The 17,659-nt window shown below is 39.3% G+C and carries 13 protein-coding genes; 11 read left to right on the forward strand and 2 right to left on the reverse strand.

What is annotated here, in order from left to right:
• On the reverse strand, positions 1 to 881 hold an 881-nt coding region (locus AACV33_RS11910), incomplete at its 3' end, for a LysR family transcriptional regulator (protein WP_182700266.1).
• Positions 882 to 1,117: 236 nt separating this feature from the next.
• Between AACV33_RS11910 and AACV33_RS11915 the strand changes: the two genes are divergently transcribed.
• The 9 genes from AACV33_RS11915 to AACV33_RS11955 all read left to right on the forward strand — a co-directional run bounded on the left by AACV33_RS11915 (position 1,118) and on the right by AACV33_RS11955 (position 13,580).
• Positions 1,118 to 2,305, forward strand: a complete 1,188-nt coding sequence (locus AACV33_RS11915; protein WP_065609411.1) for an MFS transporter — start codon at positions 1,118 to 1,120, stop codon at positions 2,303 to 2,305.
• Positions 2,306 to 2,383: 78 nt separating this feature from the next.
• Positions 2,384 to 3,481 (forward strand): alkene reductase, encoded by a 1,098-nt coding sequence (locus AACV33_RS11920; protein ID WP_182700267.1) that lies wholly within the window; start codon positions 2,384 to 2,386, stop codon positions 3,479 to 3,481.
• 268 nt (positions 3,482 to 3,749) lie between these two features.
• Positions 3,750 to 5,771 (forward strand): hypothetical protein, encoded by a 2,022-nt coding sequence (locus AACV33_RS11925; protein WP_182700268.1) that lies wholly within the window; start codon positions 3,750 to 3,752, stop codon positions 5,769 to 5,771.
• A gap of 110 nt (positions 5,772 to 5,881) precedes the next feature.
• The gene (locus AACV33_RS11930) at positions 5,882 to 6,364 is read left to right on the forward strand and encodes a hypothetical protein (RefSeq protein ID WP_017021391.1); all 483 of its coding nucleotides are present in this window, start codon (positions 5,882 to 5,884) and stop codon (positions 6,362 to 6,364) included.
• Positions 6,365 to 6,414: 50 nt separating this feature from the next.
• The gene (locus tag AACV33_RS11935; RefSeq protein WP_017021392.1) at positions 6,415 to 7,233 is read left to right on the forward strand and encodes an FTR1 family iron permease; all 819 of its coding nucleotides are present in this window, start codon (positions 6,415 to 6,417) and stop codon (positions 7,231 to 7,233) included.
• Positions 7,230 to 8,651, forward strand: a complete 1,422-nt coding sequence (locus tag AACV33_RS11940) for an FAD-dependent oxidoreductase (RefSeq protein WP_182700269.1) — start codon at positions 7,230 to 7,232, stop codon at positions 8,649 to 8,651. The genes AACV33_RS11935 and AACV33_RS11940 overlap by 4 nt, the downstream gene beginning before the upstream one ends.
• A 21-nt stretch (positions 8,652 to 8,672) precedes the next feature.
• Complete coding sequence (locus AACV33_RS11945) at positions 8,673 to 9,257, forward strand: hypothetical protein (RefSeq protein WP_255458581.1); 585 nt, start codon at positions 8,673 to 8,675, stop codon at positions 9,255 to 9,257.
• Between the two features lie 3 nt (positions 9,258 to 9,260).
• Entirely contained in the window at positions 9,261 to 10,631 is a 1,371-nt protein-coding gene (locus AACV33_RS11950) for a hypothetical protein (protein ID WP_220488663.1), read from the forward strand.
• 30 nt (positions 10,632 to 10,661) lie between these two features.
• The gene (locus AACV33_RS11955) at positions 10,662 to 13,580 is read left to right on the forward strand and encodes a multiheme c-type cytochrome (protein WP_182700282.1); all 2,919 of its coding nucleotides are present in this window, start codon (positions 10,662 to 10,664) and stop codon (positions 13,578 to 13,580) included.
• 58 nt (positions 13,581 to 13,638) lie between these two features.
• Here the strand turns inward: AACV33_RS11955 and AACV33_RS11960 are convergent, their stop codons facing one another.
• Positions 13,639 to 14,724: an NAD-dependent epimerase/dehydratase family protein gene (locus tag AACV33_RS11960; RefSeq protein ID WP_182700270.1), complete on the reverse strand. Its 1,086-nt coding sequence runs from the start codon at positions 14,722 to 14,724 to the stop codon at positions 13,639 to 13,641.
• A gap of 205 nt (positions 14,725 to 14,929) precedes the next feature.
• Between AACV33_RS11960 and AACV33_RS11965 the strand changes: the two genes are divergently transcribed.
• Together AACV33_RS11965 and AACV33_RS11970 are read left to right on the forward strand one after the other, a co-directional pair.
• Positions 14,930 to 16,525, forward strand: a complete 1,596-nt coding sequence (locus AACV33_RS11965; protein ID WP_017021398.1) for an ABC-F family ATPase — start codon at positions 14,930 to 14,932, stop codon at positions 16,523 to 16,525.
• 204 nt (positions 16,526 to 16,729) lie between these two features.
• Complete coding sequence (locus AACV33_RS11970; protein ID WP_017021399.1) at positions 16,730 to 17,626, forward strand: helix-turn-helix domain-containing protein; 897 nt, start codon at positions 16,730 to 16,732, stop codon at positions 17,624 to 17,626.
• Positions 17,627 to 17,659 lie beyond the last annotated feature (33 nt).

Consider the following 17,659-nt stretch of genomic DNA (forward strand, 5'->3'; position numbering starts at 1 on the left):
AAATCCAGAAACAGTCGGATGCGCTTTGGTTGATATTTTTTACTGATGTATAGCACATGTAAATCTGCGCTTGATGTTGATGAATTAAAGTTTTTCATGTGCCCATTGAGTAAGGTGACTAATCGTTTATTCTCAATGTCTGCTTGCACGTCTAAAGCTGATTTTAAAGCAACGCCAACTCCTTCCAAAGCCCAATGCCTAATGACTTCGCCATCATCTGAGAATCGCTTTGGAATAATAGCGATGACACTTTTTTGCTCTTCATCTTGAAAGTGCCATGTTTTCAATTCTTCATTGCTGCGAATCATTGCTAGGCAGTTATGATTCACTAAATCTTGAGGTGTTAATGGCGTTCCATGTTGTGCTAAATATTCTGGTGAAGCACACAATACTCTCTTACTTGGTGATAAACGTCGTGATATTAAACTGCTATCGGCCAACTCTCCATATCGGATCACGATATCGATACCTGATTCAGCAATATTAGAGATACGATCGTTCAAATATAAATAGGGAACAACGTTGGGGTGTTGTTTACAGAACTCAGATAATATAGGAAGAATATATTGTCTACCGATGTCTTTTGGCGCTGATATTCTTAATGAGCCCTTGACTTCTTTAACCCCGTTTCGGATTAGATTTTCTGTTTCATTAACGTTATCCAATATCTCGATACAGGCTTTATGGTAAAGCTCTCCTGAATCAGTGAGTGATAAATGCCTCGTGCTTCTATTAAGTAGCTTTACACCATACCTTTCTTCAAGAGCTTGAAGCCTTGCTGTCATTGTGGCCGGAGAAAAACCAAGTTCACGCCCTGCAGCGGCTAATCCTTGATGTTTCACTATACTCACAAACATCGTCATATCAGAAAACTTATCCATTTATCCTCCTGCTATTTCATTGTTCATCTCAGCTGAATAATGAGTTCATATTTTACCTAATTATCAAAGTATCATGAATGAATATAATAGCAACCATAGGCCAGAGGAGAGGGCGAAATAAAGAGTCGAAGTGATGATGGATAACACTTAGAGGCCTTTAACTAATAATGAATACGATCTTTATAGGTACTTAATGTTAGGCCATTAAAGATTGACATAAATAGAGGTAAATCATCATGAATAAAGAAAAAATGCCATTTCAGGTGTGGATATTAACCCTAGCGGCCTTCGCTATTGGAACTGCTGAGTTTGTTATTGCCGGTATTCTTCCTCAAATAGCGGTATCACTTTCGATTACGGAAGGTCAAGCTGGCTATTTAATTAGTGCTTATGCGCTTGCTATTGTGATTGGCGGGCCAATCTTAACCATTTATCTCGCACGTTTTAATAAAAAGATTGTACTCATCGGGTTAATGGTTCTGTTTATTATCGGCAATATCCTATCTGCATTAGCGCCTAATTATAATTTACTTTTAGTGAGTCGTGTTGTCGCTGGTCTTGTGCAAGGCCCGTTCTATGGTATTGGCGCAGTAGTAGCAACGAATCTAGTCTCAGAAAAAATGGCAGGGCGTGCTGTGGGACAAATGTTTGCAGGATTAACGTTGGCGAATGTGTTGGGAGTACCTGCGGGGACTTGGATAAGTTTACAGTTCGGATGGCACATCACATTTTTTACTGTCGCCGCTTTCGGTGCGATTGCGATGGTATTTATTTTAACGTCTATTAAATCAACAGGTCATAGTGAAGCTAAAGATATTAAAACTCAGCTTATGGCATTTAAAAATCCAATGTTACTTATTAGTTTAGCGATCACTGCGTTGTCATGGTCTGGATTTATGACGCTATATGGTTATCTTGCGCCGATTGCTATGCATATCACTGGTTACGGGGAGGCTGCGGTTACTTGGATCTTAGTGATTGTGGGGGCAGGTCTGATTATTGGTAACATACTTGGGGGCCGATCTTCGGATAAAAATCTCGCGAAAGCATCCATGTTTTGGGCGGTAGCGATGCTTATTTCACTGATTCTTGTTGGTTTATCTGTTGATAACAAAATATTGTTTGTGGTTACGGCTTTTGTGTTCGGTATTGCTTCATTTGCAAATGTACCAGCGATGCAACTTCGAGTGATGAAACATGGTGGTGAAGGTCAAGAACTTGCCGCTACCGCAAATATTTCAGCGTTTAATTTAGCGAATGCTTTTGGTGGGTTACTTGGTGGTTTGGTGCTTGATAGCCATGTAGGGGCGAGCATGATCCCTTATGCCGCTGTTGTTGTTCCAATCATAGGTTTGTTCTTTATTGCCAAAGCAAATCGAAATGAAAATGCATCGAATAAATTAGTGTCTAGCTTAACGAGTTAATAAAAGAATGTTGATTGCATGGTTTCTTTATCAAGAAATACGAAATTAATGATAAATGGTTTTAATAAGGTGAACAGAATGAGCAAATTACTTCAGAAAACAAGTTTAAAAGGATTGGTTCTACAAAACCGTGTAGTAATGGCACCAATGACTCGCGCTCGTACAAGTCAGCCCGGGAATATACCAAACGAAATGATGGCTACTTACTATAAACAACGTGCGAGTGCGGGGCTAATTATATCTGAAGCGACTCAAATTTCAGATGATTCACAAGGGTACTCATTCACTCCGGGTGTTTACACTGATGAGCAAGTAAAAGGATGGCAATTCGTTACTAAATCCGTTCAAGAGCAAGGTGCTGCTATGTTTTGTCAGCTTTGGCACGTAGGACGAGTCTCTCATCCTACTTTCCAAAAGGGAGAGTTGCCTATTGCGCCTTCTGCATTATCTCCAGTTGAAACTAAGGTTTGGATCTCTGATGAGAAAGGCAATGGAAATATGGTGGATTGCATTCAACCGCGAGAAATGACTCAGGCGGATATCGATCGAGTTATTAATGATTTTGCTCAGTCAGCAAAGAAAGCGATAGAAGCGGGCTTTAATGGCGTAGAGGTTCATGGCGGCAATGGCTATTTGATTGATCAATTTTTACGTACAAATTCAAATAAGCGCACGGATAACTACGGCGGGACGCGAGAGAATAGAACCCGATTCCTTCTTGAAGTGGTTGATGCGGTAATTGAAGCCATTGGTGCTGACAAAGTGGGGGTTCGCCTTGCTCCGTTTATTACGTTTAAAGACATGGATTGCCCTGATATTGTTCCTACTATTCTTGATGCATCAAAAGAGCTTCAGGCTCGTGACATTGCTTATATGCATTTATCTGAAGCTGATTGGGATGATGCTCCCGTTATCCCTGAGAGTTTTCGCATTACATTACGAGACATTTTCACAAACACTATTATCGTGGCAGGCAGTTATACGCAAGAGCGAGCTGATGAGATATTAGATAAAGGCTATGCTGACTTAGTTGCTTTTGGTCGTCCGTTTGTTTCTAACCCAGATTTAGTGTCACGATTAGAGAATAATTATGAATTTTCTGGATTAGATGGTGCGACGTTGTTTGGTGGTAATGAACTTGGCTACATTGATTACCCTATGTTTAAAGGGGAATAGTGACATTATCGATTCAGTTGATGAGACTATTCGCATTGTATTTAAAGCTCAAATTTTGGTTTGAGCTTTTTTTGTTTTTAGTCAGTAAGTTCAGGAAAAGAGCAAAGGAGGATTGATTTACTTTAGCGATACCTTCGATGTGCATGTAACATTTGCTTACATTTTGGTGATCATTGTCACATTTTTCTTTCTATAAAAAATAAAACCTTGTTGTTAATAAGTTTATTAATGATAATCACTCGCATTATCAGAGCTAAAGGAAAAAGCAGTGAAAAAATCAACATTAAGTATCGCTATTTCAGCCGCCGTATTAGCTTCATCAGTATACGCAGCACCAGAAGTCACCGTTTTAGATAAGACTCTTGAGCCAGCAGGTAACTTCTTAGCTTATACCGAATTTGAATTGTCAGGTGAGCCACTCGCTGAATCATTAGGCCTTGATTTAGATGTCTTGGATCCAAATGTTGCCGATGATCCAACGCCATTTGATTTTGCATCAGGTATTGAAAGCTACGAATATTCTGAAGAAGCGATGTACGCACTAAACTACCAATCGACAATGGGCCCTCACTTAGTCAATGGCCCTGCGAACAAAGCTCGAGGTGGTGAATTAGCCGATTTAGGTAAACGTGTTATTGAAATGGCAACCGCGGTTGGTTTTCCTGTAAGTGAAGTTCCTCAGAATATGTACCCAATTTCACTTCCTTATGTTTCTGGTAGCCCTGAATTTGCACAAAAGCCTGATACAACCACCGTTAATGGTGATGAAGTTGAAATTACAACAGCTAAAGGCAATAGCAAAACAGTTCAAACTGAGGTACCTGCTTATTTCCGTGATTACAAATCGCTAGCGTGGAATGACGCTTCTTTTGATAAGTCATTTAATCCTGCTGCAACTGGTGGCATTCTTCTTAAAGAAGTGATGTGGTCTCAAGATTTCTTAGGCGGTATGCACGTAACAGCGACGGATGAAGAAGTGGAAGCGGAATCCGCTGTCATGGATCAAGATGGTCAGCACAGTTTAGGTGTATCAGCGGCAGATGGTTTTAACGGCATGCTTCTTACTGAGATGTCGGTTGATAAAATGCAAATCATGCAAGAACAAATGGGCTTTGATGGCAAAACATTAGGCGTGAAATTTGGTCCTGATTACAACCCGTTTAAGAAACCGATTTGGTTCGCACATAAAGTTGCGGTGACCGAAGGGCAGGAAAATGGCGTTAAATCGATTCAAGCATTGAAAGTGACAGATGGCTCATCATCATTACGTGATACATGGTCAATGTTATGGCCTGTTTCAGAATTCTTTGCATACAGTGATCAACGTACAGTAAATGCCGCTCAAAATCCGGCGTTTTTAGCTGTATTTGATGGTGCTCCATTTGCTGCTGCACCAAAAGTAAATATTGATGGTAATGAGAAGAATGATGTTATTGCGACAGATGCATTTTCACTATCAAACAACCTGTCGAATTTATTATTTAAGAATATTGCTGCTCTGCATTACAACAAAGCCCAAGGGACATTTGTAACCGAAAATAAATCAGGTAAACAAGGCAATAAAGTTGATACTTACGATGCCGCGTATTCAATTGTCGCTCTGTCTATTTATCAACGAGCGAAAGATGCACTGCCTGTCGGTTATGCTTCAGCAGAATCAGGTGATGTGAATTTAAAAACAGACGCAGGTAAAGAAGCGTTAACGATGATCAAAGGTCAAGCCGATTTCATCATTAATAAATTAGTGACTAAAAACGGTTTAGTGGCTGATGGTGCAACGTTATCTAAGACAGTAAAAGTGGGTAATGAAACATCATTGGATGCACAGTTTGCTGCGATTCGTGGTTTAGTTGCTGCGTTTTTAGCAACCGACGATGTGAAATACAAACAAGCTGCTCGCTCTATTTACCTAGCGGTAGAGAAAAACATGTTTGATAAAAATATTAATACATGGGCTTCAGTACCAGGTAAAGCAACCATTCATACCCCATACACAGCCGCTGCGATTTCTGGTGGTTTACGTGAAGTCATCTTGCATCTTAAAAATGAAGAAGGTGAGAATGAACCAGCGCTTGAGTTAACAACACTAACTAACCGTTACGTAAGTTGGTTCCGTGGTGTGATTAATGGCGGTATGCAATTAGCTGAATGGATGGGTGATTCGGGTGAAAACCAATTAAAAGGCAGTAAATCAACAGATACTGACGAAGATGGTGTTCATCAAATTATTGCTGCTGGTGGTAAGTTTGGTACGGCAATGACAATGGCAAATAAAGTCAGTGTTAAGTAACGATTAAGTAATATTATGTGCATTCAGGCAGCGATTTTTCTCGCTGCCTTTGTCGTTTCTATTGTCTTAACACGCAACATAAAGTTCAACCAGAGTAGGTGTCGATGATTATGGCTGTAAATCAGATCTCTGAATCAAAAATAGAATTGAGTAAATTTAGTCAGTGGTGGCAACGTTTAGCCTATCATCATCAATGGGCTGAAGCTCTACTTTATACCATGTTTATTAGTGGTGTTTTACTTTGGGATCGTGTTGAAATTTATTGGCAAGTTGAACGGTGGGTACTACTAGGCCATATGCTGATTGGTGTTTCTCTTTTTATTTTAGTGGTTGGTGCATTTTGGGTTTCCCATCGTCGATTAATTACTAAAAGTAAAAAGGCCTTTCTTCGCCATACGGGTAATGCCATTGAATGGCTACTTATTATCTGCAGCCTTAGCGGTTTTTATCTGTTCTTTATTGGTAAACCTGGCAATGAGCTAGGACTCTTTATTCAAGATGTGCATTTTTATTCTTCGTGGTTACTTGCACCATTAGTGTTTCGTCATGCTATGCGTTGGACCGTTCTAAAAGTATTTAAAACAACAAAGTAATAAATGAAAGAGCTCAGACTCTTAATTAAATTAACCTATTTGAGGTCACTATGTTTGCAAGTTTTTTAATCACCCTACGAGAAGGGCTAGAAGCCTTTTTGTTGGTTGGAATTGCACTGTCGTATTTATCAAAATTAAACGCACGCCAATACAATAAATATATTTATGTTGGAGTGTTTGCGGGACTCATTTTATCGTTAGCCATTGCGGTTGTATTTCAGGTTGTTGTTGATCAGTTTAGCAGTGAGTTGTACCGCAATATTCTTATGGCAGGGATATTACTCTTTGCTACTGTCGTTCTTACTTATATGGCTATTTGGATGCAAAGTCAGGCTAAAAACCAAGTAGAAGGCATGAAAAAAGAGATTGACGATATGGTCTCTAAGGGCAATGTTGTCGGGTTGGTTTTCTTATCGTTTTTAGCGGTATTGAGAGAAGGGTTTGAAACCATCTTATTTTTCTCTGCATTGATGTATTCAAACTTTGGCGAATTCAGTACACAAGATGCACTTATTGGTGCAGTCGCGGGTTTAGTTTTAGCTTTTGTTATTGTTTGGATGATGCTTAAAAGTACTAAAAATGTACCAATTCGTTCATTCTTTCGTTGGACGAGTTTGTTGATTATTGTTATTGCCGCCGGTTTATTATCTTCTGCTATTAATATGCTTCAAGCCGCTCATTTACTTCCAATTTTGCATGCTCAATTGTTTGATATCTCGCATATTCTCGATGATAGAGGTGTTTTTGGCACATTTTTACGTGCTTTATTTGGTTACAATTCATCCCCAGGTTTATTGCAATTATTAGTATGGGGAGGATACATGGCAACATTTGTTACATTTTGGAATAGAGGTTATAAGCAAGCATGAGTGAATCATCAAATAAAAAACACGTTGTAGTACTTGGTGCTGGTCCGGCAGGCCTAATGTCTGCATGGGAGTTAATGGATGCAGGTTATCAAGTTACGATTATTGAACGAGATGATCACGTAGGTGGAATGTGTGCAACCCAAACATTTACCGGAGAACATGGTGAATATCGTTTTGATTTTGGTGGGCACCGTTTTATTACTAAAAATCCTAAATTATTGACCTTTGTTGATAAGTTGATGGGCGATGATTTACTGTTTGCACAACGTAAGAGTGTTATTCGTTATAAAGGCCGTATTTATCAGTATCCGTTAGCCTTGGTGGATCTCATTAAAAATGCACCGTTGCCCCTATTATTGGGGGGAGGTGTTGATTTTATCAAGCAATTATTTAAATCAACACCTCATGATAGATCGAATGTAAGTTTTGCCGAATGGATAGAAAGCCGTTTTGGTCGTACTTTGTATAAACACTTTTTTGAAGGTTATACCGGTAAATTATGGGGAATCGATCCTAAATTTTTATCTGGTGATTGGGCATCTCAACGTATTAGTTTGATGGATTTAAAAGACGTCGTTCGACGTTTATTACCAGGTAAAAAATCATCCGTTCGTACCTACGCCCGACAATACCGCTATCCTAAATTAGGCTTTGGTCAGCTATACACCAGATTAGCGGAAGAGTTAGAAGCACGTGGTGCTAAAATCTTATTAAACAGTGATGTATGTGGCCTTGATGCTGAGAGTAATCGTATTGGTTCTGTAAGTTATAAACACAATGAAGAAGTAAAGCATATTCAATGTGACGAGCTTATCTCAACGCTTCCATTATCATTAATGTGTAAATTAACGGACTTTGACAGTCAACTAGAGTTCCGTTCATTACGCTTTATGAATATGCCAATGGAGACAGAGAATATCTCTGATAATACATGGCAATATTTATCTGATCCTGAAATGTTAGGTACTCGTTTGCAAGAACCAAAACGTCGTTCATCGTATATGGCTCCAGAGGGACGTTCATCAGTGATGATCGAGATCCCATGCAATAAAAACGATGATGTTTGGAATATGGATGGCAAAAAACTACAAACGCGTATTTTGAGTGATCTTGAAGCTCTGGGTGTTGATCCTAAATTAGCGACAGGAGAGTTTTTTACCTCATACACAGAGCACGCCTACCCATTAATGGATATTACTTATCAAGCCAAACGTGAAAAGGCCATTACCCATTTATGTCAATTTGAAAATTTAATCATGACTGGGCGACAAGGTACTTTCCGTTATATTTTCACAGATACAGCGATGGAAATGGGAATGATGGCCGCACAAAGTGTGATTGATGGCAAAGATCGTCGTCGTGAAATATTTGATTTCCGTAATGAAAAAACGGTGATTGAAGTTCAAAGCGTGGCGTAAAGTGACCTTTAGGAGTGATAAATGAATAGATATGGAAGAGTGATGGTTCGCCAATTATTCGTCTTGTTTTTAAGTCTACTGTTCAGTGTGTCTTCGTATGCGTATTCTTACGCAGCGGCAGGTAAAGAGCCCGTTATTGAAGGGCGAGAAGCGATTTTACAAGCGCTAACAATTCCTGACTATGCTGCAGTTAGTGCATCCGTAGCTGGTTTAAATGACGAATTTACTTACTTGAAAAATGAACATCAAGTTGATCTTTTAACGCCGATGTTAGAAGCAATTGATAATAAAGATGCAGAGAAAATAGAAACTTTAATGGATTCTGCGGTAGTAGAAGAAATTATTCGTCGATTAGATGGAGCAGAAAATAATCTTAATGATTATCAAGTAGCCAAAGTATTGGTCGTGAAAAGTAAGTTATTTTTAGATTTACTTGCTCCAAAAATGAATGGCAGCCAACGCCAAGAAGCGACTCAAGCGATTCAAGGTGCGTTAGCCTCTATTGGAAATCCTGGGGTATTTGGAGTAGGAAAAGCACCCGTAGATCCTGCTGAATTTTCAAAGCAAAAAGCACTGCTGCTCAATGCGATCCGTGATTTTAAATAAAGAATGAACGGCAATAAGTACGTTTGGTTATTGATTCTTGTCGCCAGTTATTTTCTTTGGGGATTATATGTAAATCAATACCCGATAGAGATAACCAGTGATGATGCATTTAATTTTTCACGTGCGGTAGAGCGATTTTCTGTTTTGGAATTTCGCCCTCATTTTCCTGGTTATCCCGCGTTTGTGATCTTGAATAGGGTCGCAGCGACAATAGTGAATCCCATTACAGCGAATGTGTGGGTGTCATTGCTTGGCGCACTAATGTTGCCTCTGCTTGTGGCTCGTATTGTTTTTATATTATCGGCGTCATGGTGGAAGTCGGTTTTAGGTTGTGTTGTGTTGTTAATGCAACCGTTATTGGTTTCAATGGCATTAAGCGGTTTATCAGATCCAATCGCTCTGGCATTTTTCCTTATGGCTGTTATTTCAGCTATTTTACAACGGAATTATCATGTTGGTTTTTGGTTAGGTTTGATGTTGGCATCAAGACCTTCTTATTTTCCATTAGCGATGGGATTGGCATTATTTCCATTATTTGTACCAAGTCATCTATTGAAGCTGAAAGCGTATTTTCAAGCGGCTAGTGTGATTGCGATTATAGGATGCGTTAGCTTACTGTTTATTTTGCAACATGATGGAATGGCGTATTTTGAAGAAGGAGTACGTTTTACCCAAGGACATTTTGAGATATGGGGAAATACGGCTGAGGGTAATCAATCTCAAATTATACAGTGGGTGAAAGGGTTGATGAGTGCTTATGGTTTGGTCATCCTTAGTTCCATTTTTATTCTTCTTATTTGGTCACTAAAAACAGTATTTAAAAAACCATCAGAGCAACAGTTAAAAGCGCGTTATGTCGGAATGATTTCTGTCATCGCATTGATTTATTGGGTTTGGATTACATTAGGACAGAACCCAGATAATTTACGGCATTGGGCTCCGGTTTTAGTTCTTGTCATTATTGTATTTTCGATGAGTTTTTGTTCTATGTTTTGGCAAAATAAAAAAGGAGTTGTGCCTTTATTTGTCATTCTTTTGTTCATTGTTACCGGTGATAAATTAACTGTTGAACAATCGAGACAAGCACCAATACAGCAAGCGATAGCATGGTTTGAAGTACACCCTGAGGCCTGTATGATCGGAACAAATTACAGTGTTAATTTACTCAGAGATAGGTTAAGTGAACGAGCCGTTTACGATATGTATTATCCGAGTAGCAATATTAAATTACATGAAGCGGCATTAGTATCACCAGAAAGTGCGTGGCGAATATCAGGAACAGTATTAGAAAAAGGAATATTAGTTCAGCAATTTTCTGCTCGATTCATCGGGGAAAGAACACTGTATTTATATCAGATAATTGATGGGCAATAGGTTGAAATGAAACAATTGGGTAATACAACGATGAAATTAAGTAGTAAATGGACATCGGTACACTGGCTAACACTCATCTTATGCATGAGTGTAAGTCAATTTGCTTCGGCAATCGAAAAAAGCAGCTCGATTCTGTTCAATTCAGATAAGTCACAATTTATTAGTGCTAATTTTGATGCGGGTAGTGTGAGTATTATTAACAGAGTGAGCGGAAAAATCATTAATGAAGCGACTGTTGGCAGAGACATTCGCCGAGTTGCTATGAGTGATGATGCTAAGCAACTCTTAGCGACAGATTATTTAAGCGATAACGTTTTATTACTCAATGCTAAATCGTTAAAGGTTGAGCATATTACCCAAGTACCTTCACGCCCATTTGGTGCCGTTTTTGATGCGAAAAATCAGCAGTATTACGTAACGAGTTTTGAGAGAGATAAGCTGTTAGTGATAGACCGTTCAGGCAGTGTAATCAAAACCATCAGTACAGAATCAACCCCGCGAGGGCTTTCATTGATGGATGATGGACGTCTACTTGTATCACACTCGTTAATCGGACAGGTTTCTATCTTTGATACGAATAGCGGTGTCCCGACTTTAATTAAGGTGATTCAATTAGCTGATTCTGAAGCGCATAAAGAAAAAACAACGCCTCAAGGTAAACCAAGATTGCTGGATAACATTGTTATATCTCCTGATGGTGAAACGGCTTGGTTACCACATGTGCTGTGGTCGTTCGATCATGATTTTCAATTTCAATCGACGGTTTTCCCAACGGTTTCAATTTTAGATTTAACCCCTGGAAATGAGCAAGAAGTGGTTGATGAACGCAAACAACTGTTTAAGCAAATTAATATTATTGAAAGTGGAAATCGAATTAGAATCGTATCAAACCCACACGATGGAGCGTTTACTGATGACGGCAAAAAAGTCATCTTTACATTGGCTGGATCTGAAGACCTGTTGGTTTTCGATTTATCTCGTGAAGGGAAAAGAAATAAGAAACGTCATCGTCGCAAAAAATTTCAAGGTGGCGTAAAAGCGACGCAAATTTATCGTAATGTGCCGGGAGATAATCCAAGAGGGATCTTAATATCAGGGCGCGAGCTTTATGTTCAAAATGCGATGTCGTTAGATATCACCAAATTTGATACAGGAGCGGCAGGGCCTTTTGCAAAAGTGAAATTAACGCAGGCCAATTTTGCTAATTTAGTTACCCATGATCCAATGCCAACGCAGTTACGTGAAGGGAAGCGACTATTCAACACGGCAAATATGGCTGATTATCCTGACTTCCCAATGGCGGGTGATTTTTGGATGAGCTGTAATTCATGTCATTTCGACGGTTTTAACTTTACTAACCGTCAATTAATGGAAGACGGAAAAAAAGATCGTTTTGAAAATGCACTAACAGGGCATGTTGATGTTCGAAAAATGATCGCAGGTGATCCCGTTGGTGCCTATATTGATATTATCCAAAAGACTCAAGGCGGAATGGGGGGCGATCCTCGTGAAGAAGATAAGCCACCAGTAAGTGTAGAGCATCCGCCTGTTGAGGCTGCTAAAATGATGTCTGCATTGAATGAATACGTACGTTCTCAAGAGAATTTACCTTATTTATCAACATGGTTAAGATTAGACGACACGAAACGTTATACTCATCCTGATGAATGGGTTAATTCCGCCGAATGTGCCGATTGTCATACTACAATATTTAACCAATGGGCAGACTCAAACCATGGTATGAACATGGACCATCCTTATTATCGATTCCAAGAAGACGTTGCGGCTGAAACTGAAGGAGAAGAGTTCAGAGTGCTTTGTCGTGGTTGTCACGTCCCACAAGGCGTGATTAATGGCGATAATAAACCATTATCGGACTTTGGGGATATGTGGTCAAAAGGAGGTGAAGATCTAAAAGAGGCCAATGCCCATGGGCGTTCAGTGAGTGAGCGGGGTACTGGATGTGTGTTCTGCCATCGGATCACTAAAGCAGAAAATGCAGGTGGTAATACAGATGTTACGGTTAACTTAAAAGATCGTGAAGCCTATGTGTTTGAAGATACCGAAAATAGTGTGTTGAAATGGCTGTCTGAAAAACAAATTAATGCGTCTCCAGAGCAGCATAAAGCCTCATACTCGGATCCAAAGTTATATCAAAGTTCGTTGTACTGTGCGAGTTGTCACAATGAGTTCACCACAGGGCAAGGCGCTAATATTAATGATAATTTTGGCGAGTGGTTAGCGTCTCCATTTAACGCACCTAACGATCCAAGTAAAAATAAAACGTGTATTGATTGCCATATGACTCAAGACGTTACTGATTTTAATAATAAGGTCGGTGGTCAATCGACGGACGATGGCCCAATGAAATCAAATTTACGTTCGCATCATTTTGCAGGAGGTAACTATTACTTTACTGGGATGCGTAACCCTGAGCATAAAAAGCTGAGCATTGATATCTTGAAAACAGCCTTAACGTTAGACGTCGAAAAACAAGGCAATTCATTTACCGCAAATGTGACTAATGTTAACTCTGGGCATGACATGCCCGGTGGTGCTCGTCGACAAGTATGGCTAGAAGTTATTGCGAGAGATGCAACGGGTAACAATGTGTTTGAGAGTGGCGTAATGAAAGATGGGGCAATTCCAAAAGATGCGCATCGATTTATTAAAATTGGGGTTGATAAAGATGGAAAGCCTGTTGGATTACGTTTCTGGCGTTATGTAAAAATAGGACAAGATACTCGTATTAAATCGGGAGAAACACGTCAAGAACACTTTGAGTTACCAACAGAGGTTGAATACCCAATTACGGTATCAACAAGAGTGCTGTACCAAGTATTTGCTAAAGGATTAACGGATAAAGTTCGAGCGGCTTACCCTGATGAAAACATTCCAGAACCTGAAGTCATTGAACTTCAAAAAGTAGTAAAAACCTACACTGAATAGAGAACAGAAAACAACATAAAAAATGGGGGGAGAGGTGTATATACTTCCCCCCAATTTTTTATGACTGCAATAAAATGCTCTCTATTGAGATTACATCACTACTCATATCATTGTTATTCGTCGAAGTAACGGAATTGTTCTCGTGTTGATAATGATGTTTAAACCAATCGACAAACTGTGGAACGCCCTCTGTAATAGAGACTTTAGGCGTGTAATTAATCACGGCAAAGAGATCTTGAGTATCTGCATAGGTTTGGTATACGTCACCGGGTTGCATTTCTCTAAAATGTTTCGTCGCTACTTTATTGGTCGCTTTTTCAATTTCTTGAATAAAGCTCATTAAATTTACTGGACTGCCATGCCCAATATTGTAAATGCGATAAGGGGCAGAGCTTAGTGCTGGAGAATTGTTATTGTCAACGTTGTTTTCTTGAGATGGAATGACATCGGCGATTCTGATTACTCCCTCAACAATGTCATCTATATAAGTAAAGTCTCGCCACATTTCCCCATTGTTATTTATATTAATGGTTTGGTTATTAAGTATTTTTTTCGTAAAAATAAAAGGGGCCATATCAGGACGACCCCATGGGCCATACACGGTAAAAAAGCGCAGACCGGTGGTTGGTATATTATACAAATGAGAATATGAATGAGCCATTAGTTCATTAGCACGTTTCGTTGCAGCGTAAAGTGACACTGGGTGATCAACATTATCATGACAAGAAAAAGGCGTTTTATTATTTAAGCCATAAACTGAGCTTGAAGAGGCATAGATAAAATGCGGAATGCGTGCTTTACGACAAGCTTCTAACATGTTGAGGTAGCCCATTAGGTTATTTTCGCCATAAGAAATTGGGTTATCGATAGAATGGCGAACCCCAGCTTGAGCGGCTAAATGAATGACGCGATCAAACTTGTGCACTTCAAATACAGAGGCAAGATCTTGTGCACTTGTTATGCATAATTGGTGAAACTCAAAAGAGGAATGAGGAAGTAAGAAATTAAGGCGCGCTTGCTTTAAAGAAATATCATAATAAGCATTGTGGTTATCAATACCAACGACTGAGTGACCTAGCTGAAGTAATTGTTTAGCCACAGAAAAGCCAATAAAACCAGAAACGCCAGTGATTAGATATTTCATAAATAAAACAATAAAACTCGGTGAAAGAAAACGTAACAAATTATAACATAACTGGCGTTGAAGATGATTTTTTTGCCCACGGTTTAAAAGAACAATAATACAGTGATGTAAATCACAAATGCTGCTATAATCGGCGCAAATTTGAAAAGCTGGACATACGGGCCAGCTTTTTTATGTCTATTTGAATAACTAATTGGAATGTACTGTGCTAACGACTGCTAACATCACAATGCAATTTGGCGATAAGCCTCTTTTTGAAAATATTTCTGTTAAGTTTGGTAACGGTAACCGTTACGGTTTAATCGGCGCGAACGGCTGTGGTAAATCTACCTTTATGAAGATCTTAGGTGGCGAGTTAGAACAGTCTGGCGGTACAGTTTCAACAGATCCAAATGAACGTATGGCTAAATTAGGCCAAGATCAGTTCGCATTCGAAGAATACACAGTAATCGATACTGTAATCATGGGTCATAAAGAGCTATGGACAGTGAAAGAAGAGCGTGACCGTATTTATTCTTTACCTGAAATGTCAGATGAAGATGGTATGCGTGTTGGCGATTTAGAAACTCAATTCGGTGAAATGGATGGTTACTCAGCTGAAGCTCGTGCTGGTGAACTTCTATTAGGTCTAGGCCTTCCAGAGTCACTACACTTTGGTTTAATGAGCGAAGTTGCTCCAGGTCTTAAAGTTCGTGTTTTATTAGCACAAGTTCTGTTCGCTGAACCAGACATCATGCTTCTTGATGAACCAACGAACAACTTGGATATGCATACTATTGCGTGGTTAGAAGACATTCTTCTTGCTCGTAACTGTACAATGATCATCATCTCGCATGACCGTCATTTCTTGAACTCAGTATGTACACACATGGCTGATGTGGATTACGGAAATATTTGCCTATTCCCAGGTAACTACGATGAATACATGACAGCAGCAACACAAGCTCGTGAGCAACTTCAAGCAGACAATGCGAAGAAGAAAGCACAAATTGCTGACTTACAAACGTTCGTAAGCCGTTTCTCTGCAAACGCATCAAAAGCGAAACAAGCGACTTCTCGTCAGAAGCGTTTGGATAAAATTGAACTTACAGAGATTAAAGCATCTAGCCGTCAATCTCCGTTCATTCGTTTTGACCAAGAAAAACCACTTTTCCGTAATGCATTAGAAGTTGAAGGTCTAAAGCAAGGTTATGGCGAAAACATCTTGCTTAACGGCGTTAACCTGATGGTTGAAGTGGGTGAGCGCATTGCGATCATCGGTGAGAATGGTATTGGTAAATCAACATTATTGAACACACTTGCTGGTGCAATGGAACCAATGTCAGGCATGATCAAATGGTCTGAGAACAACAATATTGGTATGTACGCGCAGGATCACGGACATGATTTCGCTGAAGACCTAAATCTATTAGATTGGATGGGGCAGTGGAAACAAGAAGGCGATGACGAGCAAGTTGTTCGTGGTATTCTTGGCCGTATGCTTTTCTCTCAAAGCGATATCAAGAAATCAGTTAAAGTGATTTCTGGTGGTGAGCAAGGTCGTATGTTATTTGGTAAGTTGATTATGCAACAACCAAACATCCTATTAATGGATGAACCAACAAACCACATGGACATGGAATCTATCGAAGCATTGAACTTGGCGCTTGAGAACTACAAAGGCACATTAATGTTTGTATCTCATGACCGTCAGTTTGTATCTTCAATCGCAACACGCATCATCGAAATCACAAAAGATGGCGTTAACGATTTCCACGGTACATACGAAGAACACCTAATCAAACAAGGTTTAAAAGGCTAATTTAGCTAAAAACCTAAACAGATAAAATAAAATGGAAGCTTATTAATAAGCTTCCATTTTTTATGTCTGGACTATTATTAACCAAGCTGGATATGTATGGGGTTGTGTCGTGACTTAAAAAAGAGAGGGGATATCAATTGTGTTTTTGATAACTACCTCTACTCAATGTAAGCTATGGTTCACCTTAAAGAACGGAGATAAGTTATGTCAGCGGATATCGATAATGATAAAACATTCAATCGAATCGATACTATTTTGGCGTATATCCATGAAAATATGGATAGCCCATTATCTGTTGAGATACTTGCAGAAATGAGTTGTTGGTCTCGGTGGCAATTACAACGAGTATTCCTTAGTCATACCGGAATGAATGTGGCTCAATATGTACGAGAGCTACGTTTAAGCATGGCGGCTCTTGAAGTGCTTAATAAAAAGTATCGTATGTTAGATATAGCTTATTTATATGGCTTTACCTCAGAGATAGCCTTTAGCCGTTCTTTTAAGCAATACTTTAAAATGTCGCCGCGAGAGTATCAAAAACAAGGTAAAAAAATAGGTATTCGTAAACCGTTTCTAAAAAGTCAAAGTCTGACAGAGATCCAAGGCTCAGGTTTCTATCAAGTGCGATTAGAATATAAAGAAAGTTTCACGTTAACGGGATTGCCTATCACGCTGCAAGGTTTGTTTTCAGATGCTCCTGATTTCTTAGATAAAGTCCCTCAAGTGTGGGAAGAGCTTGATGGGTATTTAACCCAGGTGTCTTCATTTCCAGAGAGTAAATATGGCGTTATTGATACTCGAAATGATACCGAGTCTCTAATTTACTGGGCAGGTGTTATTGAAGATGAAAGTTTATCATCAGTATTAATGTCATTAAGTGAAAACGTATTGCAAGTTATCATCCCATCTCAAGAATACGCAGTTCTGCCTTATATAGGTCCTTCAAGTGGTTTGGCGAAGTCTGTTGAATGGTTGATTTCAGAATGGTTGCCGCTTTCAGGCCATCAAGGTATTGAAGGGTTCGATCTTGAAATTTACCAATCGAATGAAAACGAAGAAATTATTGATGTTGAGTATTGGTTGCCAATTCGAAATCTGTAGTTTTTGTTATAAATCAATTTATCAGTAAAAAAC

This window comes from Aliivibrio sp. SR45-2 (genome assembly GCF_963890165.1).
Lineage (GTDB): Bacteria > Pseudomonadota > Gammaproteobacteria > Enterobacterales > Vibrionaceae > Aliivibrio > Aliivibrio salmonicida.

What these genes read in the sequence shown, in the direction of transcription:
- AACV33_RS11915 (WP_065609411.1), top strand. Translation starts at nt 1,118, where the DNA reads ATGAATAAAGAAAAAATGCCATTTCAGGTGTGGATATTAACCCTAGCG.
- AACV33_RS11920 (WP_182700267.1), top strand. Translation starts at nt 2,384, where the DNA reads ATGAGCAAATTACTTCAGAAAACAAGTTTAAAAGGATTGGTTCTACAA.
- AACV33_RS11930 (WP_017021391.1), top strand. Translation starts at nt 5,882, where the DNA reads ATGGCTGTAAATCAGATCTCTGAATCAAAAATAGAATTGAGTAAATTT.
- AACV33_RS11935 (WP_017021392.1), top strand. Translation starts at nt 6,415, where the DNA reads ATGTTTGCAAGTTTTTTAATCACCCTACGAGAAGGGCTAGAAGCCTTT.
- AACV33_RS11940 (WP_182700269.1), top strand. Translation starts at nt 7,230, where the DNA reads ATGAGTGAATCATCAAATAAAAAACACGTTGTAGTACTTGGTGCTGGT.
- AACV33_RS11945 (WP_255458581.1), top strand. Translation starts at nt 8,673, where the DNA reads ATGAATAGATATGGAAGAGTGATGGTTCGCCAATTATTCGTCTTGTTT.
- AACV33_RS11950 (WP_220488663.1), top strand. Translation starts at nt 9,261, where the DNA reads ATGAACGGCAATAAGTACGTTTGGTTATTGATTCTTGTCGCCAGTTAT.
- AACV33_RS11955 (WP_182700282.1), top strand. Translation starts at nt 10,662, where the DNA reads ATGAAATTAAGTAGTAAATGGACATCGGTACACTGGCTAACACTCATC.
- AACV33_RS11960 (WP_182700270.1), bottom strand. Translation starts at nt 14,724, where the DNA reads ATGAAATATCTAATCACTGGCGTTTCTGGTTTTATTGGCTTTTCTGTG.
- AACV33_RS11970 (WP_017021399.1), top strand. Translation starts at nt 16,730, where the DNA reads ATGTCAGCGGATATCGATAATGATAAAACATTCAATCGAATCGATACT.